The 21,196-nt window shown below is 37.7% G+C and carries 12 protein-coding genes; 7 read left to right on the top strand and 5 right to left on the bottom strand.

Translation table 11 applies throughout. The annotated features are described in order from the left end of the window. Nucleotides 1–23 precede the first annotated feature (23 nt). The 3 genes from BCELL_RS18505 to hemH form a co-directional block, all read right to left on the bottom strand. Nucleotides 24–491: a hypothetical protein gene (locus tag BCELL_RS18505; RefSeq protein WP_013490310.1), complete on the bottom strand. Its 468-nt coding sequence runs from the start codon at nucleotides 489–491 to the stop codon at nucleotides 24–26. 358 nt (nucleotides 492–849) lie between these two features. Then, nucleotides 850–1,683 carry a sensor histidine kinase gene (locus tag BCELL_RS18500; RefSeq protein ID WP_013490309.1) on the bottom strand — a complete coding sequence of 278 codons (834 nt, stop codon included), beginning with the start codon at nucleotides 1,681–1,683 and terminating at the stop codon, nucleotides 850–852. 185 nt (nucleotides 1,684–1,868) lie between these two features. Continuing rightward, nucleotides 1,869–2,840: a ferrochelatase gene (gene hemH / locus BCELL_RS18495; protein ID WP_013490308.1), complete on the bottom strand. Its 972-nt coding sequence runs from the start codon at nucleotides 2,838–2,840 to the stop codon at nucleotides 1,869–1,871. A gap of 176 nt (nucleotides 2,841–3,016) precedes the next feature. Between hemH and BCELL_RS18490 the strand changes: the two genes are divergently transcribed. Further along, nucleotides 3,017–3,937 carry a nuclease-related domain-containing protein gene (locus tag BCELL_RS18490; protein WP_013490307.1) on the top strand — a complete coding sequence of 307 codons (921 nt, stop codon included), beginning with the start codon at nucleotides 3,017–3,019 and terminating at the stop codon, nucleotides 3,935–3,937. Between the two features lie 1,144 nt (nucleotides 3,938–5,081). On the opposite strand, the gene msrB is transcribed toward BCELL_RS18490, so the two are convergent. After that, a complete protein-coding gene (gene msrB / locus BCELL_RS18485) occupies nucleotides 5,082–6,041 on the bottom strand; it encodes a peptide-methionine (R)-S-oxide reductase MsrB (RefSeq protein WP_013490306.1) in 960 nt (319 codons plus the stop codon). Between the two features lie 251 nt (nucleotides 6,042–6,292). Further along, on the bottom strand, nucleotides 6,293–7,075 hold the full coding sequence (locus tag BCELL_RS21795) for a hypothetical protein (RefSeq protein ID WP_013490305.1): 783 nt from the start codon (nucleotides 7,073–7,075) through the stop codon (nucleotides 6,293–6,295). Between the two features lie 144 nt (nucleotides 7,076–7,219). On the opposite strand from BCELL_RS21795, the gene gloA2 reads away from it, so the two are divergent. The 6 genes from gloA2 (at nucleotide 7,220) to BCELL_RS21790 (ending at nucleotide 20,585) form a co-directional block, all read left to right on the top strand. Further along, a complete protein-coding gene (gene gloA2 / locus BCELL_RS18475; protein ID WP_013490304.1) occupies nucleotides 7,220–7,606 on the top strand; it encodes an SMU1112c/YaeR family gloxylase I-like metalloprotein in 387 nt (128 codons plus the stop codon). 228 nt (nucleotides 7,607–7,834) lie between these two features. Next, the gene (locus tag BCELL_RS18470) at nucleotides 7,835–8,419 is read left to right on the top strand and encodes a hypothetical protein (RefSeq protein ID WP_013490303.1); all 585 of its coding nucleotides are present in this window, start codon (nucleotides 7,835–7,837) and stop codon (nucleotides 8,417–8,419) included. 720 nt (nucleotides 8,420–9,139) lie between these two features. After that, nucleotides 9,140–13,684, top strand: coding sequence for a ThuA domain-containing protein (locus BCELL_RS18465; protein ID WP_013490302.1), 4,545 nt, complete (start codon nucleotides 9,140–9,142; stop codon nucleotides 13,682–13,684). A gap of 112 nt (nucleotides 13,685–13,796) precedes the next feature. Further along, complete coding sequence (locus tag BCELL_RS18460) at nucleotides 13,797–14,336, top strand: hypothetical protein (RefSeq protein ID WP_013490301.1); 540 nt, start codon at nucleotides 13,797–13,799, stop codon at nucleotides 14,334–14,336. 353 nt (nucleotides 14,337–14,689) lie between these two features. Continuing rightward, complete coding sequence (locus tag BCELL_RS18455) at nucleotides 14,690–19,069, top strand: glycosyl hydrolase (RefSeq protein ID WP_013490300.1); 4,380 nt, start codon at nucleotides 14,690–14,692, stop codon at nucleotides 19,067–19,069. A 220-nt stretch (nucleotides 19,070–19,289) separates the two neighbouring features. Then, nucleotides 19,290–20,585, top strand: a complete 1,296-nt coding sequence (locus BCELL_RS21790) for a WG repeat-containing protein (protein WP_013490299.1) — start codon at nucleotides 19,290–19,292, stop codon at nucleotides 20,583–20,585. Nucleotides 20,586–21,196 lie beyond the last annotated feature (611 nt).

The raw sequence follows: 21,196 nt of genomic DNA, 5'->3' as shown, positions 1-21,196 counted from the left end.
TTACTGTGTAAATTTTACTCCATCTATTTAATTAAAAACGGAATATTAATTTTTAATTTAAACTTAAGTAATAAAAGTACTGTTACGAGCATTGGTAATTGAATTGTGATAAATCCAGTAGTCACTCGCTTCCATGGATCTGCTTGTATTGCTGTGTAATCTGCATCAAAGACATACATGTTGATCAATGAAAACGTAATTTCATAAAATGACAAAATAAAAAATGCGATTAAAGCGATCGTAAACCCCTGTAACATAGTCCTTTTAAATAAGAAGGCTACTAAAACTGTGAAAGTAATAATTGTTACAAAAGGCTTTAATGGATTTTGCATATAAATACTTAAAGCAAAAGCAACTGCTCCTTGTAAAAACGCAACAAGTAGGATAGGCTTTGCGTGTTCTTTAATGGAAAAACCTAATAGTAGTAAAGTAATTACGAGCATTAATAATGTTTCAGGAACATTTAATAAAAAATAACTATACCATGACATGAAATTGTCTCCTCTACCTGATAATAAATACCTAGTATATTTGTACCACATATTCGACAAATTTCACAGTATTTTTAATACAATCATGTATAAATGTCCTATAAAGTAGATTAGGTAAGGTGATTGGTGAGGACACTGAAAAAGTACAGAGCAACTTTTCGTTGCCTTGTACTTGTATTGCAGTCGCTCGCCTGATATGAGAAACCTACTCCTATCAGGCTTTTTACCGATTGTGACGGCTACGCACATTGCTTAGGGACACTGGGAAAGTGAAAGAACACCACTTTTTCATTGCCCTTGGTAATTGGTGCCTAAGAGACCGATAGAAAAGCTACCTTAGTGCAAAAGTAATTCTCATTTATACAGCTTGCTCTTGTGGAAATGTAATTTGAAAGATGACAATATTGTTTTCTGATTGCACATCAAAATTACCATCGTACTTTTTTATTATTTCTGAAATTATAGAGAGTCCGTAGCCTCGTTTTCCTGTTTTCCCTTTTGATGATTGCCCCATTTTGAAAAAGTCACGATTAAAGCTTTCTTGAACAGTGCTATTTTCTACGATTATTTCAACTTCTTTATCTTTTTCATAAATTTGAAAATTAATATTCCGTTTTTCTTCAGTCAATTCCATCGTTGCATCAAAGGCGTTGTCTAATAAGTTCCCAATTAATCGGATAAGGTCTGTAGAAGAAAGTATATGTGTTATTTCCTCTGATTCGACATGAACGGAGAATTCAATTTGATTTTGGTGATATAGTTCCATTTTAGAGAACAATATCGAAGCAAGAATAGGATTTTTTATACTCAAAGCTTTATTATTTATATGTATATCGCCAACCATTTGGTTTAAATACTCATGAGCTTTTGAATAATTCCCAATTTTCATTAGGCCTAAAATCACTGTTAAATGGTTATTAAGATCGTGTCGGTCAGACCGAACTGAGGCGACAAGGGAATGGAATTCCTGTTCATGTGTAGATTCTGTTAAAGTTAGTTTTTTCTTTACAGTATGGCGATACATCCTTGCTAGAAGAAAGAGCGATAATACATTGAGGACAATGATAAATAGCAAGTGAACTGGTATCTCAAATATATATAGACGTTCGTTATATAACGCCATAGAAGTGATAAAAAAGAAAACAAGTATTATTTGTACTAAAATAATTAAAAAAATATTTCTTATATCCATCCTATTAATATATTGCAATTACAGCTTGCAACAAGCAAACCAATTGTCAATATTTCTCCTTTACTCATTGTTTCACGTTTACATTCTTTATCATAACACACATAGCGTGTTAAAAAACGAAACACTTCGCATATTTATGAATTTTTTCAACAAATAATAACATTTTTCGCGCAATATTTGTCGAATCAAAGTGAATCCTTTAATCGTTCCACTATCAAGCTTTCTAAACAATCAATAAATAGTGAATCGTCATTTGCGGCAGGGAGATAATGATAGGCTTTGCCACCACTGCTGAGAAAAATGTCGCGGTTTTCTACTTCAAGCTCTTCTAATGTTTCTAAGCAATCAGCTGTAAAAGCAGGAGCGATGATTTGTACATGCTTTTTGTCTGTTTTGGCTAGTTCTATTAGCTTGTCGCTCGTCGCAGGTTCAACCCAAGGTTCCTTTCCGAATTTTGATTGGAAGCATTGCAATATAGGGACACTTGGAAAACGACGTCTTAATGCATCAGTCGTCCTTGTGCATCGGTTCACATAATCGTCACCAGATTCAGCATAACGATTTGGAATACCATGGTAGGAAGCAACAATTGCATCCGGGGTACCATTTACTTCGATCGATTCGTCTACGCGTTTTTGTAATAGTTCAATGAATTGAGGGTGATCAGGGAAATCCCTAATAAATGATAGTTCAGGTATGTCACGCCATTTTGAGATTACCTTTTGAACATGATCCCACACAGAAGCGGTCGTCGTTGATGAATACTGTGGAAATAATGGAAGAACGATAAGATGACGAACACCCCAATGATGAAGTTTCTCCAATTCAGTTGTGATAGAGGGAGCACCGTAATTCATTGCTAGTGTAACTTTCACGTTTCCATTACCTTCAAATCTATTAGCTAAAAGCTGTTGCTGCTTTTGGCTGTATACTAACAGTGGCGAACCATCCTTTGTCCAAATAGATTTGTACAACTTGGCTGACTTTTTCGGTCGAAAGCGAAGGACAATTCCGTGTAATATCGGCAACCAACGCCACCTTGGTAAATCAATAACTCTTTTATCTGATAAAAATATTTTTAAATACTTCCTAACTGACTTTGTATCTGGGGCATCGGGTGTTCCAAGGTTTACTAATAGTACTGCAGTTTTCTCCATATTTGCTGAGCTCCTCTATTAAAAATACTATTGACAGTGACTCAAAAAATAACTACTTTTAAGATAGATAGTTATTCTCCCAAATTCTTCTTTTATCATATCAATATTCCACAGATGTTACATTATCCTATTTTCTCTATGAAATTAAAAAAATATAGAATGGAGATGTGTATTTCATGAGCGTCATTAAAAATCGAAAAGAGCCATTGAAATTAGTAATTTTAAGGCTGTTGGCGTCAAGAATGAAGTTGCAGGAGGAGTATGAACAGCAGCTTTATAGTACTGAAAAAGGCTATGAAGGAGAACTAGAATTTGATCAATGGATAGCAACTATTAATGATGATTATTTAGTCATTAATGATCTATTGATTGAGTCAAATGGGACAACCTTTCAAATTGACTCCGTCATTATTTGTTACGATTCCATTTTCCTAGTAGATGTGAAAAACTATACGGGCGATTTTTATTTTGATGGTAACAAATTTTGTAAAAGGAACAAAAATAGAGAGTACAAAAACCCTCTGCTACAGCTTGAACGAGCCGAGTCCCTATTTCGCCAGCTACTGAATGAGCTTGGTTTAAGTTTTTCGGTAAAACCTCAATTGCTTTTTATTAATCCCGAATTTACACTATACAACGCAAAAATGGATCAACCAATTATCTTTAGATCACAATTAAAATCCTTCATCACAAAGCTTCAGTATCCTTCCCAAAAGCTTCAAAAACGTCATATGCATCTGGCTAATCAATTAATTTCTTACCACCAAGAGGAATCCCGATACACTCAATTACCGAGCTATACGTATGGAGATTTGAAAAAGGGGATTATGTGTAAAGAGTGTAGAGGGGAGATGGTGAGACACAACAAGTTTAAGTTGCTTTGTAAACAGTGTGGTAAGAAAGAAGACAGTGTTCGAGCTATTCTTAGAAGTGTTGAAGAGTTTGAATTGCTATTTCCAACGCAAGATATAAAGGTAAGCACAATCTATGATTGGTGTGGGGGGATTGTAACGGAAAAAGCAATCTGGAGTGCAATATCAAAAAAATATACACTTATTGGGAAAGGCCGTAATTTTAAGTATAAAAAGAAAGAGTAGTTTGCTAAGTGGATTGTAATTTGGGAGTATTATTACTTCAGAATCATTGTTTTTGGTTAGGTGCATTTTTGTAATGTGATTGGATGAATTTGTTATCCTTTTTAGTGGCGAAGTGGACATTGGTATAGAAAGGAAAGCCAGAGTAGCTAGTATTCCTTTCTATTGGGATGTGTGCATAGAAAGGAAAGCCAGAGGAGCTAGTATTCCTTTTTAAGGATGAAAAGTGCATAGAAAGGAAAGCCAGAGGAGCTAGTATTCCTTTCTAAGGAGGAAGTGTGCACAGAAAGGAAAGCCAGAGGAGTTAGTATTCCTTTCTAAGGATGAAAAGTGCATAGAAAGGAAAGCCAGAGAAGCTAGTATTCCTTTCTAAGAAGGAAGTGGACATAGAAAGGAAAGCCAGAGGAGTTAGTATTCCTTTCTATTGAGGAAGTGTGCATAGAAAGGAAAGCCAGAGGAGTTAGTATTCCTTTCTATTGAGGAAGTGTGCATAGAAAGGAAAGCCAGAGGAGTTAGTATTCCTTTCTAAGGATGAAAAGTGCATAGAAAGGAAAGCCAGAGGAGTTAGTATTCCTTTCTAAGGATGAAAAGTGCACAGAAAGGAAAGCCAGAGGAGCTAGTATTCCTTTCTAAGGATGAAAAGTGCACAGAAAGGAAAGCCAGAGGAGTTAGTATTCCTTTCTAAGGATGAAAAGTGCATAGAAAGGAAAGCCAGAGGAGTTAGTATTCCTTTTTAAGGAGGAAGTATGCACAGAAAGGAAAGCCAAAAGTGTTAGTATTCCTTTCTAAGGATGAAAAGTGCACAGAAAGGAAAGCCAGAGGAGTTAGTATTCCTTTCTAAGGATGAAAAGTGCATAGAAAGGAAAGCCAGAGGAGTTAGTATTCCTTTCTAAGAAGGAAGTGTGCATAGAAAGGAAAGCCAGAGAAGTTAGTATTCCTTTCTAAGAAGGAAATGTGCACAGAAAGGAAAGTGAAGTAGATTATAATATTTCGTTCAGTGAGGAAAACATCCATGAACGGAAGAAGAAAGTCCTTTCTTCCGTTCATGAGCAATGTTACAACAATAAATAAAACGCAACCTCCCACGCCTCCCTCACCCAACCAACCAAAAAAGAAGCAGGGTACTAGCCCCTACTCCCCTACTCCCCTACTCCTCAAACATCACTTTATATTCACCATAGCCTTCTTTTTCTAAGTCATCTTTACGGATGAACTTTAATGCTGCTGAATTAATGCAGTAGCGGAGTCCGCCTTCTTCTTTTGGCCCGTCGTTAAAAACGTGCCCTAAGTGGGAATCGCCATACTTACTGCGTACCTCAGTGCGAATCATGCCGTGACTTTGATCAAGTTTGTCCGTAATATGATAGTGGCTAATTGGACGAGTGAAGCTTGGCCAACCACAGCCGGCATCGTACTGGTCCTTCGAGCTGAAAAGTGGCTCTCCAGAAACGATATCTACATAAATTCCCTCATCCTCATTTGAATAGAATTCATTTTGAAAAGGGCGTTCAGTACCGTTGTTTTGGGTTACCTCATATTGAATAGCTGTTAACTTCTCCCTTAATTCATCCTCGTTTTTAGACACCTTCCACTTGCTCTCGGTGAAATCCTTTCTGCCAGAACCTTCATAATAGCGGTTATAGTGAAACGGATTTTTCTTATAATAATCTTGATGTCCTGATTCTGCAGGATAAAAAGTCTTAGCTGGGAGAATATCCGTTACAATTTGCTTATCAAACTTACCACTTTCCTCTAAATTCCTTTTCGACACTTCAGCAAGCTCTCTTTGTTCTTCAGAATGGTAATAAATTGCCGTTTTATAGTGCTCACCGCGATCGTGAAATTGACCGCCAGCATCTGTCGGATCTATATTCCTCCAAAAAATTTCTAACAGCTTTTCATATGGAAAAACCTCTGGATTAAACGTAATTTGAACAACTTCGCGGTGACCTGTAGTGTCAGTAGAAACTTCTTCATATGTTGGGTTTTCAGTATGCCCACCTGAATAACCAGAAACAACTTGATGAATGCCAGGAAACTCATCAAATGGCTTTACCATACACCAAAAGCAGCCGCCTGCAAATGTTGCCTTTTCAAGATTACTCATTGTCCTCACCTCGCTCGTTTTATGTTAGTGTATAATCACATTCTATTTTATACAAGAAAGTCGGCTTCTATCAAAAATGAGGTATCCGTGGACCCACTGAAAAAGTACAGAACAACTTTTCCATCGCATTCACCATCACCGTTAGTTACATGGCGGGAACAGAATAAGTGAAGATCGGCTTTCAAATTCGCTCACTCCGATGCCCCTCACATAATACGGTTCGCCACCATCCGTCACCAAAAAACGCCCCATTATATTGTCCATCTATCGACCGCTATGCCTACAAGGTACCATTCACCTTCATACTCTTCAAATGCAAGAATCAAATTTGCCCAATTTAACTCATTATCACTTGGGGTTACGTAGTAGCTGACAAATTCAGCTTCGGGATACTTTTCTTCTACATTCACAATGATGTTTCCATAAGATTCAATCTCGTTCTCCACGATATCTGAAGACATTCGGCTAAAGTCGCGAATATAAATATATTCCTCATAATATTCGGAAGGAGTTAATGTGATTGCATAGCCAGTTCCATCTTCGGTACCCCATTCATACTCTTCGGTATCATAAGTAAACCCTTTAACTTCTTCTGATTGAAAAATAAGATGTTCGTCTGTATCAACATAGCCATATGGTGAAAAGCGAACCCCTTTTTCAGGGTGAACATAGTTGGCTAAAGTATTAAAATTTTTGTTCTCTAATGAACCTACAACTAAATTTGCTCTTTCACGAAGTGTACTGTTCTCTGAGGACGAAGGAGATTCGTTGTTTGACTCACCTTCACCTGTTGAATCAGAATCTTCAATGCCTAATTCAGACTCTAACTCCGAAATGGTCTCATCTCGCTTCGCTAGCTCATCTTGAAGTTGGTCAATGATGCTTTCAAGTGCCTCAATATCAGCCTCTAGTGATGCAATATCACTATCCTCGTTTTCCTCTACAGGCTCATCTCCGTTATTGCAGGCGGTCATTAATAGAACGACTATGACTATCAACATCCACGATAAAAGATTATACTGTCTACTAAACAAGATTATCCCCTCCTGCTAGTATTATATGAATACTCCTTCCCTTACATTAATAAAAACAATCATTTATATGTGAAAAAAATTGTGTAATCACCTATTAGATTAAGCTATGATATAAAGAGTAAATAGAACGATGGAGGCTATGTTATGAATATAAATGCAGTACACCATATTGCTATTATTTGTTCTAATTATGAAGTGTCGAAGGATTTTTATGTGAGGATATTAGGGTTAGAGATATTACAAGAAGTATATAGAGCTGAACGGGAATCGTATAAACTAGACTTAGCTGTTAATGGTTATTATCAAATAGAATTATTTTCATTCCCAAGTCCTCCGAAAAGACAAAGCTACCCGGAAGCTACTGGATTGAGGCATCTAGCATTTGAAGTTAATAATGTAGAGGAAGCAGTGGAACACTTAAAATCTGAAAATATAAAAGTTGAGAGGGTAAGGATTGACGGAATTACGAAAAAAAAATATACCTTTTTTAATGATCCGGACGGACTTCCTATAGAATTATATGAAAAATAGTGGGGTGCTAGTCAAAGGAGAAACGAAAAGATTTCGTTTTATCGGTTACTAAATATTTTTTTTTGTAAAATAATAGAAAAAATGTTCGTTATTAAGGTATAAAGGTGGTATAATGACATTTATAAAATAGTTATCCAATGTAGTAATAGTTTAATATACATAGTGTGCTTTTACCAATACATATTTTTTTAAAATGATTATATTGTAAACGTAGGAGGCTACATCAAAATGATAAAAATTAATTATGTACAACCAGAGTATTTCCCTACTACTCTATTAGTCGGGGTGGGCGATCTCGGTGTATCTGTATTGGATACATTTAGAGGTAATATTGAAAGCGTTGGAGTTTGCTTCAGTCCCGAACAAAAGGAGTTTTGCGAAGCACCAATAAATAACAGCTTTCATACGTTTACAAACGAAAGTAAATTTCAAATGTTACCTTATGTAACTGAACTCTTAAATATGGTAGATAAGAATGTTGTCAACAAAGTCTTTATCACCGGTGATTGCGATAACGAATTGGATGCAGCAGTCATTAAATTAATTGTGAATCGTGGTAAACTTTTAGGAATTGACTTTTCGCTAGTCTTGGCTAAACCTTACGCGAAACAAGAAACAATTCTTCCTACACTATTAGAAGATCTTCAAACAGATTGTGAAGCGATAGTAACTATAGAAAAAAATCAGTACTGTAATAATAAGAAAATGGTGGAGCCCGTAAATGAAGCTGATGTATGTCTTCGTTTAGTTCGTGCATTAAAGCAACTAGAAAAGCTATTGAATAGTAGGCAGATGCCTGAAGCAATTGAATAACTTACTGAAGATAGTTCAAGGAAGGTGTTACTACAGACTGAACTATCTTTATTAATTTTTGAACAAAACATCTATTCATTTCTGGAAACAGAGATAGGAAGCTAACTCTTCCGAAGAGGTCACATTTTGCTGAAGAAAGTAAAAAAACAACTATTTTTGTAAAATTAAAAATATTAAGAATATATTGACACTTTAAAGGTGCTTTGTTATTCTTTTCTATGAAACGGATTACATCTATAAAATACTACTTCAATGCCGCTGAAGGAACTTAAAAGCTTTGTATCATCCTCCTTAGTGTTCTACATTCCTACTTTACACTGATTAAAGTCACAACGCGATTTTTATATCAAAATGTAACGGATTACATTTTACAACTATGATTAGAAACATCTAAAAATCTAGAAGAAAGCAAGGACTTACATATTCATACTCAATGCTTTCATTTTTTAAAACTAAAAAATGAAAGCGCTTTAATTACTTATGTGTGTACCAAAAAACACTTGTACTCATTTGAAGAGGACAAAAGTACGTCATTTATCCAAAGCGCTTTCGGACTATAGGCCTAAATTAGTGGAGAACTACTTAACTGACTAGTAATAAGTCCTATGTATTTAAGGAGGTGGTGAAGATTACAGTAAGTTAGATTTTTAGGTACCTTTTCTATTTTTCAAGAATGAGTACCTTGATGTATTAGCATAAAAAATAGGAGGTGTAGAGTAATTGAATAGTAGAAGACAGAAATTCAATGTATTCTTGATGTTATTATTATTGCTATCAACATTGATTACCCCGGTTTTACAGCCAAACACAGTAACGGCACATAACGGAGACCATTCGAGTGACAGTTCACACAGGCTTTTAGTAGTAACCCATACAGAGGGGTATTTCCATGGCTCTATCAATGATATACGAGATGTTATGCCTCAATGGGGACAAGAGAATGGCTTTGAAGTAGTGTTTGCAGATAGCTCATCAAGTGCTAGAGGCAGTGATGTGCCAATCGAAGAGGCATTTACACCTGAGTTTTTAGCAGATTTTGATGCAATGATGTTTGCTAATACGACTGGTAATTTCGGAACGACAGAAGAGAGACAAGCAATCATGGACTTTATTGAAAGTGGTGGGGGCTTTGTAGGTGCTCATGCTGCGATTGATACTGGATATGATTGGCCAGAATATGGTGAAATGGTCGGGACTTATTTTCAATCACATCCGTGGGTGCAACAAGTCAACTATCTTGTCGAGGACAGTGATCATCCGGCTACAAGGCATCTTCAAAGTGGGGAATGGACGAAATTAGAAGAAGTCTATATTTTCCCTGAAGATTTAAACCCGAGAGATGCTGGAAAACACATTCTCTTAAGTTTAGACACCGATTCTGTTAGTGGAAATCGCGGGGGACAATTTGATGATCATCCTGCTGCATGGTGTAGCCCTCAAGAAGAAGGTCGAGTATTCATTACTGCACTAGGTCACCACTCGCAAACTTGGTCATCTGAACCAGACTTTAAGCAGCATATTCTCGGTGGCTTGGAATATGCATTTGGGATAGAGAATGATACAGACTGTCATTTACCATCTCCGAAGCCAGGGTTAGTAAAGGAGCAGTTAACGAATGCTGTACCTAGGCCGACAGCGTTAGAAGTTACAGATGATAGTAGAGTGTTTTCCATTAGTATTAACGGTGGAGTATATGAAACACAGCCGAATGGTTCTACGAATAGAATTCTGAACATTCCAACTACAACAGAAGGTGAACACGGTGTAATGGGGATTGCTCTTGATCCAGAGTTTGATGAAAACGGGCACGTGTTTATTTATTATTCGGAACCAGAGCATACTTCAGAAGGAGAGATTATTAATAACCTGTCTCGCTTTACGTATGAAAATGGAGAGATTGATCCCGCCACTGAAGAGTTATTATTAGAAGTGCCATCTGATCCACAATGCTGTCACCAAGGAGGATACCTCAAATTTGGTCCAGATGGAAAGTTATATTTATCAACAGGTGATAATAAACCTGCCACAAACGGACCTAATGCACTAGCAATTGAAACGGCACAAAATCTTGGTGATTTAAGAGGAAGCATCCTTCGAATAAACAAGGATGGATCGATTCCAGAAGACAACCCATTCGTTGATGTGGACGGAGCACGAGGAGAAATTTATGCTTACGGGTTCCGAAATCCTTATCGTTTTACTTTCGATGAAGAGACAGGGTTCATTTATGTCGGTGACGTAGGACCTGATAGCAGTAGTGATTATGACGAATACAATGTAATAACGGAACCAGGGCAAAACTTTGGGTGGCCATATATCATTGGTGATACTCCTTACGTCAATTACTTAAGTAGGTTCGAGAGTTTTGCTAATAATTTTGATTTCTCAACAGTAAGAGGCAATTTCACTGCTGATGATGTATTAACGACTGCTGAAGAAATTCTTCATTTCCATGAAAACGAAGCAGTAGATCCAATCGCATTTTATCCGTATGGACATAAAGATCCTTGGGGAAGTGGCGGACGCACATCGAATGTCGGACCTGTCTACGACCCAGGTAATGGGGAGAATGCATTCCCAGCAACACATCACGGTAAGCTACTATTTTATGACTTTGTTCGAGGGTGGATGAAATTAGTAGATACGGATGAAAACGGTGAGATTATAGCGGTTGAAGATTTTATTGATGGCTTATTGCTCCCGATGGATGTTGATATCGGTCCAGATGGTTCAATTTATATAGCAGAATTTGGTTCTTCCTGGTGGGAGGTAAATGACCAATCTGGTATTACAAAAATATCATGGGGAGTATTGGAAAGGGCACCTGTTATTCAAGTGAATGTAAGTAAAAATTACGCTTTTATCGGTGATGAAATCTCGTTTGACTCGAGTGGAACGTATGATCCGGATGGAAATGACATTACATTTGACTGGGATTTTGGTGATGGAACGACTTCTACGGAAGCAAGTCCAACGCATGCCTATTCTGAAAATGGGGAGTACACCGTAAGGCTCTCGGTGACAGACGCTACAGGAAAGGTCGCAAGCTGGAATACAACTATTGTTATTGGAAACACACCGCCAGTGGTTGAAATTCTACAGCCTAGCAATAACACTTTCTTTAGAAATGGCGACACATTTACATTTGTTGGAAGAGCGTATGATGCTGAAGATGGAGAAATAGCATGTGAGAATTTAGAGTGGCGATTAGACCTGCTCCATGACGATCACGGACATCCACAAGAGTATAAGAGAGGCTGTGAAGTTACTTATACTTTACAAGATGACGGTCACAACTACACCGACAATATTTGGTGGCAAATGAGTCTAGTAGCACGCGACAGTGGTGGGGACGGAGCGCCAGTGCTTGAAGGTATAGATACAATAGAATTTATTAAAAACCGTATTGAAGCAGAACACTATGACGATAAATCACCGGCAATAAACACAGAGGGTACATCGGATGTTGGTGGGGGGCAGAACATCGGTTGGACAGGCCCTGGAGAGTGGTTGAAATTTGAGGATCTCAATTTAGAACAGATGGATACCGTTTACTTACGGACGGCGTCACTCTCTAATTATCACATTGAACTGCGTCTCGATTCACCAGATGGAGAATCCATTGCCTCTATTGAAGGGAATGCAACAGGCGGTTGGCAAAACTGGAATACGGTAAGTGCTGAGTTATCTGATGTAGAAGGCAATCACGACATATATGTTTACTATGTATCAGGCGAAGCTAATATTAATTGGATTCAATTCGGCGGCGAAGGTTTTCCAGGGCCGGGTGAAGAAGGAGATCCATATGAACCCGTTGATCCGGGAGATCCAGGAGACCCATCTGATCCAGGTGAAGATTGTGGAGGTAATTACTGCTTTGAACCAATTGCAGACTTGGAGAACTCGCTAGATAGAAGTAACTGGATACCATCTGCTAGTCATAGTCACGAAGAAGAAGCGAACGATGCACCAAGTGGTTTACACTACGCAATTGATGATGATTTAGGTACTCGTTGGTCATCAGGAGAAGATATGACTGACGGCATGTATTATCAAGTTGACTTTGGTGAAGTACACACTATCAATGCGGTTTATGTAGATTCTGGCTCTCACTGGGAAGAAAGAGGATTAAAGGATAGTCATAGAGATTGGTTCCTAGGCTATCGAATAGAAATTTCTGTTGATGGTGAAAACTGGACAACAGTCGCTGAGCAAGAAGAAAATGATCAGTATATCATTCACGTACAGTTCGACGATGTAGACGCTAGATTTGTAAAAGTAACAAACACGAAAGACATTACTGTTCCAGGGTGGTTATCGATCCATGACCTTCAAGTGATTGAAGCGGTTGGTGATTCGGAACCTGGAGTGGATGTAACAGAACTAGAAAATCTTATCTCAACAGCAAAATCATATACAAATGATGAAGGAGAATATACAGAGGAGTCTTTTGAAGCTTTACAAATAGCAATAGCCGAAGCAGAGGCAGCTCTCGAAACGATAGAGACAATACAAGATTTGAATAATGCCTTTGCAGCCTTACAAGAAAAAATTAATGCTTTACAACCTTCGTTATCTGATCCAGTACTTGATGTTTCAGAGCTAGAGAATTTAATAGAGTCAGCAAAAGCAATCTCAAACGAGGATGAAGTGTATACGGATGAATCATATGAAACACTGCAAGCTGCAATAGCAGAGGCGGAAGCACAGCTAGAGGTCATTGAAACAGAAGAGGAATTAATGAATGCAATCTCAGCATTACTAGCTGCTGTTGAAGGTTTAGTTGAGAGACAACCTGATCCAGTACTTGATGTTTCAGAGCTAGAGAATTTAATAGAATCAGCAAAAGCAATCTCAAACGAGGATGAAGTGTATACGGATGAATCATATGAAACACTGCAAGCTGCAATAGCAGAGGCGGAAGCACAGCTAGAGGTCATTCAAACAGAAGCAGAATTAGTAAATGCATTAGTAGCCTTACAGGCAGCGATCGATGGGTTAGTAGAAAAACAAGTTGACCCAGATCCTAAGCCAGACCGAGACAAAGATAAGGATTCAGACAAAGACAAAGACAAAGATACAGACATAGACAAAGACACAGACCATAAAGACATTGAGGAGAAAAATGGTGACAGTGATGATGAACTTCCAAGTACTGCTACATCTATGTATAACTATTTGTTCATTGGTTTCTTCATTCTCATAATTGGGTGCTCTTTGTACTTTTTATCAAAGAAGGGGAAAAGACAAGAAGTAAATAGATAGATTTAAAATTCAAAAATGCAAAATGGAGGCCCTCTTCGTAAGGGGGGTCTCTATATACATAGAAGTATTAGTGTATCGTGACATAATAGTTTTTTTGAAAGGAGTACTTTAAATGTCAAAAAGGAAGAAAAAGACGATCGCAGAGAAGGGGAAAAATAAAAGGAATACGATTATTCTCTCATGTTTAGGTTTGGTATTGGCTGCTTCACTGTTAAGCTATGTTGTAAATGCCGATAGTAGCCAAACCATAGTAGAAGAATATGAGGTACCTGAGAAACTACAAAAATACGAATTGAGTGGAACTGTAGATGAAGTACGGGCGGAGTTAATTAAGCTAATGGCAAATGAAATGGGAGAATTTATTTATATATATGAACCAGGATGTGATGAATGTGATAGAATGGACGCTATCGTTTTCCCAATAGCAGAAAGTGAAGGCATTACAGTGAACCGCTTAAATATAAAAAAATATGAAGAACTTGCCCCACTAGTAGACTTAGACAATATTCCTACACCAGTAACCGTTTATTACAGCGGGGGTTGGAGAGAAGGGTGGATTACAGGGAATGAAGATGAAAAGTATTACCACGATTTTATAGATCATTTTTATTTGCATCATGAAAAACATCCGGACGGTAATACCGTACATTAAAATTGTGTCGGAATATTTTGCTAATGAGGTTGTTAAAAAGGTAATGTATATCTATAATTAAATTAAAGCGCTTTCATTTTAGTGGTTGAAAACTAGTAAAAGGGAGTGATAGATTGAAAGGTGCAAGCAATAAGTCTTATTTGGAGAAAAACGACATCGATCCGAGTAAGATAAGGCTTTAGTACCAATGTCGAAAGCGCTTTGGTAGTAGGTTTAAAGGTAATGGATGAGATAATTGACATAAAACTAAAAATCTCAGCACAATGATTATGCCACTTATTTTTTTCTATTAACACAGCAACATACTATTTTGTCATCATGAATAAGCGAAAAATTTCTCCGGAGGTTATAGAATGACTAAACGTGGATTACCGTTAATGATGATTTTTATTATGTTATTTTCTTTACTACAGCCAGGGATAATCACAGATGCTAATTCAGATGTAACAAATGTCGGTAACGGCAGCTATTCAAATGTTTTCCCAAATATTGATCATGGAAGCTTTGATGATCCAGGCTATGCAGGGCAGCAAGGTGAACCTCCGAGTACGATATATCGTACTGAAAATGTAACAGGACCAATGCAAACGAATACTTGGTGGAGCTCTTTAGCAGCGGATCCATTTTCCATGACACAATTTCCCCATCCTTTTAGTATCAAACATGGTGCAGATGGGTTTAATGTTTTTTACAATTCTCCAAATCAAACAGTTGTTCACGGAGATGCGGGGTCAGGACTATGGCATATCGTAGGTGCTATGGGAACTGATTTTAAGATTGGGCATTCAGGGACAAGCACCTTTCAACAAGCGCTTGTAGATGATTATAATGATTGGTATGTGCGCGGTGTTTTAGAAAATGGTAATAATAAGATGTATACGACTTATGGTGTAGGCTCTCCGTATATTTTTGTTGAATATGAAGGGGGCAGTGCAGAGATAAACTTCCCAAATACGCCAAATATATGGGAAAACCGTGGTAATGTGCTTGGTTTTTCTACACATGACAATAAACATTATGCTGCATTTGCTCCTGATGGATATGATTGGTCAGGTGTTGGAACGCAGAAGCTAGAAAACAGTTCCAATGCGATTACAGTTGCAAAACTACCAGATGCAAATAGTAGCACATTAGATAAATTTGAGGAATATGCGTTTTCATTTGTGAGAGATGCACAAGCGAATTATTCCTATAATGAAGATACGGGTATCGTAACGACAACATTTGAGGTAACTACCGAACCAATCGAAGAAGGGGCGCCAGACGGAACGATATTTGCATTGTTGCCTCATCAACATAGACACTTAGCTGAAGCTTCAAGAGATCAGCTTTTAACAGGGTATAGCTTTTATTTACTCCAAGGAGACATGCTTGCACTAGAAGGGAAAAGCTTTCAAACAGAATTAACGTATACTGGTGTACTTCCTAGTCTTCCAGATGCAGGAGATTATGATAGAGAAGTGTTGAAAGGATATCTTCAGGATGCGAGAGAACACACTCCTACTGGACAAGACACGTATGAGTTAGGGAAATATTTAGGGAAGATTGCAACGTTAGCCCCTATTGCTGATCAGATGGGCGAAGTAGAATTAGCAGAAGAATTTAGAGATGAGTTAAAAAGTATACTAGAAGATTGGCTAGTTGCGACAGATTCAGAAGGCAATATTAAGACTGAGAATGTCTTATATTATAATGATAACTGGGGAACGATGCTTGGTTACCACGCTGCCCATGGATCCGCGACACGAATTAGTGACCACCACTTTCATTATGGCTACTTTGTAAAGGCTGCTGCTGAAATTGCACGGACTGATTCAGAGTGGGCAAGTGAATCGGAGTGGGGTGGAATGATAGATATATTGATCCGAGACTATGCTGGTGGTCGAGATGATGAGATGTTCCCTTATATTAGAATGTTTGATCCTTATTCTGGCCATTCGTGGGCAGATGGACTTTCCACATTCGATGCAGGGAATAACCAAGAATCATCATCCGAAGCGATGCATGCTTGGACAAATACGATTTTGTGGGCAGAGGCTACTGGTGATACAGAGCTTCGCGATCGCGCAATTTATCTATACACAACTGAAATGAGTGCCATCAATGAATATTTTTTCGATGTGCATCAAGAGAATTTTCCTGATGCCTATACTCCAGAAATCGTAACGATTAAATGGGGCGGAAAAATGGATCATGCCACTTGGTGGAATTCAGGTATTGTTGAAAAATATGGAATTAACTGGTTACCATTCCATGGTGGATCGTTGTACTTAGGGCACCATCCAGAGTATGTAGAAAGAGCTTATGCTGAGCTACTTAACAGAAATGGATCGACTGATTGGAACTGGTGGTCAAACATGGTTTGGATGTATAGGGCGTTAACGAATCCTACTGATGCTTTGAACCAAATGAATGCCTCAATAGATGATTATACGAGCTTTAATCCTGGTGATGAAACGATTATTGAAAGAGGTAGTACAAAAGCGCAAACATATCATTGGATTCATAATTTAAATGTACTAGGACGAGTGAATCCAAATGTTACAGCTGACCATACTACTTATGCCGTTTTTGATAAGGATGGAGTAAGAAGCTATGTTGTATATAACTTTACTGATACTGAAGTTGAAGTTAGCTTTTCTGATGGCATGACGATGACGGCAGGAGCAAATGACTTTACTATTGACTATGGTGAAGGTCTTTCCTTCCCAGAAGACCCGGTTGACCCAGTTGACCCAGGTGAACCTGGAGATGGTGATGACGGCAATGGTGATGATAATGGAGTAGCACCGCCTCAACCAGGTGATGGTCACGTACACGAAGATTATGAGGCTGGAGCTAGAAAAACAGGAGATAATGAAGCGCAAATTTGGTTTACGCCTGAAACAGATGCACAATATGTCGATGTCCATTATTCTATAAACTCAGGTAATAAAGCAGGGTATCGTATGACAAAGGATAATATGACATGGACTCAAAATATCACTGGTTTAAGTGAAGGGGATGTCATTGAATATCACTTTATCTATGAAAAAAATGGACCGCAATATCAATCAGAAAGCTATCAATTTACATTTACTGAAAATGAGATCGATCCAGATCCAGTAGATCCAGGTGAACCGGGAGATGGAGACGATAATGGGGAATCACCATCACAACCAGGTGATGATCACGTACACGAAGATTATGAAGCAGGAGCTAGAAAAACAGGAGATAGTCAAGCACAAATTTGGTTTACGCCTGAAACAGATGCGCAATATGTCGATGTCCATTATTCTATAAACGCTGGTAATAAATCAGGGTATCGTATGACAAAGGATAATAATACATGGACTCAAAATATCACTGGTTTAAGTGAAGGGGATGTCATAAACTATCATTTTATATATGAAAAAAATGGTCCCCAATACGAATCAGAACACTATCAATTTACTTTTAAAGAAGCCAGTGAGCAACCAGACCCAGTAGACCCAATTGTACCGGATGCTCCGACTAGTCTAGAGGCTTATGAAAAAACAACGTCTACTGTTACGTTAACATGGGAAGCGGTTAATGGAGCAGATGGATATGAGGTATTACGTGATGGTATTGTTGTTCACACAACACCAGAAACTACTTTTACAGACATTGGTCTTGATGAGAACACGACATATGAGTACACTGTGCGTGCATATAACGAAGCTGGATCTTCTGAAGAAAGTGTACCATTAGTGGCTACGACGGATAAGAAAGCAGAAACCCCAGGTGATGGTGAACCAGGAGACGGTCAAGATCCAGAAGCTATAGAAGTAGAGAGCGGAGTAGAAACGTCTGTTTCAGCTAATCAAGTAGTGAAATTACAAGGTGGTAAAGCAACTATTAAGATGTCAGAGAACTTACCAGACGGGGCTACGATTTCAATAGAATCAGTGGAAGAACCAGCACCAAATGTAAATCATACGAAAGCAGGACAGGTAATCAAGGTTAATCTTCAAGGAGCAGAAGGTGCAGAAGGATTTGATCTAGAGTTGTCCTACGATGAAGGGTATGAGGAAGTAGCGATTTTCTACTATAATGAAACAACAGAGGAATGGGAGAGAATTGGTGGTGTAATGAATCAAGAAACAAACACTATTAGTGTAACAGTCGACCACTTCTCGACATACGGTGTGTTTGCTTCGGAATCAGGAGACGGGCAAGACCCAGATCCAGTAGATCCAGGTGAACCAGGAGATGGAGAAGATCCAGATCCGTCAGATCCATCAGACCCAGGTGATTCTGAAGAATTGCAACAAAGAATTAATGAATTGCAAGCATTAATTGAACAACTTAATACTAGAATTTCAGAGTTAGAGAATAATAATGAGATTTTAGAGTTAGAAATGAGAGTTGCACAATTAGAAGGACAATTAAATGCTCTTAAAGCACAATTTAGTGACATTGAAGAGTATGTTTCTAACTTAGAAACGCTTATCAATAATCTAAAAGAAGAAATCGCAGCTTTAAAAGCGCAATTCTCTGATTTTGAAACACCAGAAGCACCAAAAACGGATGACGATAGTAGCGAAGAAGATGAAAATGGAACTGATGGAGACGTTGATTCAGAAGAAGCTTCTAAAGATTCCTCGAAAGATGGAGACGAGCTTCCTAACACTGCTACTAACCTATTTAACTATTTAGTAATTGGTATGTTATTACTAATAATTGGTGCAGTGACATTCTTTACTAGAAAGAAGCAAGTTTTTAATAATTAAAGATTTGAGCCTTCTTCCACTGTGGGAGAGGGCTCTTTTGCTAAAATAATATTAAAGCGATAGTATAGCTTGACGCCGGCCTACAAGCTAATAAAAGTCGAGTGAAAATGCCAATTATAGTATTAAAGTAAATATATGTTCTATTTTGTCACATTTTGTGGTACTTTAGTAGTATTAAAGAGGCTAATTTGCCACCTAGAGAGGGGAAAATGGATATACTATGTTAAAGTGTACAAGCTGTGGAGCTGACCTGCGGGAAGATGCAAAATTTTGTGTTAAATGTGGAGCGAAGGCAGAAGTTAAAACTGCAACGGAATCCCCAGTAACAGAAGAAGAAAAATTAGATTCCTATTTTAATCATCAAGAGGAGCAGGAATCTCCATCTAATGAAGTAGTAACTACTTCAATTGAACAATCAGATGAGAAGTCCCCTTCATTTTTTCGCAAATTTCGACTATGGATTATTGCTGGATCATCAGCATTAGCTGTTATCGCACTTTTAATTGTACTTTCTACTCAATTTATTTTTGGTCAAGAGAAAACATGGTTTGTTACGGTGAACCACAATGAACAAGCAGGATTCATTAATGCTGCTGGTGAGGAACAAATTGCACATCAATACGAAGTTCCTTTCCTACTACACTTTTATTATTGGGATAGGTATTGGGATATCGATGAAATTAGAGCCTTTTATTTCACAGAAGACTATCATGTTGTAAGAATTTCCGATAAATTTGGATATATTAATAGAGATGGTAGATATGCAATTAATCCTCAATTTGATACGGCTACATCATTTGTTGACGGTCTAGCATTAGTATCGAAAGACGGTATGTATGGTTTTATTGATGAAGATGGAAATACTGTCATCAATTTCGAATTCGACTATGCGGAACCGTTTTCTGACGGTCTAGCATTAGTAGGTATTCAAAGCAATTATGGATTCATCGATAAAAATGGAGAAATGGTTATTAACCCACGATATGATGATGCGTATTCCTTTAGTGAAGGGCTAGCGCGAGTTGAAGTAAATGGGGAATATGGCTACATTGATAAAAATGGAGAAATGGTGATCTCACCACAGTTCGATTTTGCAATGGATTTTTCGGATGAGAGAGCGAGAGTTTATATCGGTGATAACTTAGGGTTTATTGATAAAAACGGTCAAATGGTTATTAATCCACAATTTCAATTTGCACTTCCGTTCTCTGAAGGCTTAGCGCCAGTAGCGAAAGACGATAAAATTGGTTATATAGATGTCGATGGTGTCTATGTTATCGATCCACAATTCGATTTTGCGGGTCCATTCCATGAAGGACTTGCAGCAGTTAGCATTGGTGGAAAAGTTGGATTCATTAATAAAGAAGGCAGAATTGTTATTAATCCACAGTATGATCAAGCATTACCTTTCTATAATGGTGTCGCATTAGTTGTAACAGACAACCATGATACGAGAACATTTAAGTACATCAACGAAGATAACGAAGAAATCTATTCGTTTAACTTGGACTATTAAAGAGGGAACCTTGAGTTAACTTACTTCAGAGGTGAAAACAAGTAATTCACAAGCAAAACACATGCGATTTCACAGTAGAAATCACATGTGTTTTTTGTTGTTATATCAGTGATTTATTGTTAAACATACAGTAATTCACACCCTTATTCCCATAGGTGGAAATAAATATCGATGTGATTTGCCATGTGAATTCTAATGTGAAAGGTAGGGAATTGTTTATTTATATTAAAGTAAATGAAAACCTATATATAATCTTTCATCCTTTCAAGCAATGTAATGAAAGAAACGAGCAGAAATACTCAATTCAATAAATAAACGGAGAAATTCCGCTTATTTAATAAATAGCACTGAAAATAGTCTGAATAAACGGAGAAATTCCCCTTATTGACTAGAAACTATTGAAAAAGGGGGGATTTCCTTTGCATAAGCGGAAAAACTACCCTTATTTGCCACGAAATTAGGTCAATTTTGATTTTAAACGGAAATTCTTCGCTTATTTTATTTGACTGGTAAAGAGAGGAATACATGGAATTGGCGATAAGCCAAGTGTATCTAATAAATTCCAATAAAACCGCATTTACTCCAACGAACGATTCGTGAAATAAGCAAAC

Source organism: Evansella cellulosilytica DSM 2522, from assembly GCF_000177235.2.
GTDB classification, from domain to species: Bacteria; Bacillota; Bacilli; order Bacillales; family Salisediminibacteriaceae; genus Evansella; species Evansella cellulosilytica.
This window is presented reverse-complemented; position numbering and strand designations above follow the sequence as displayed.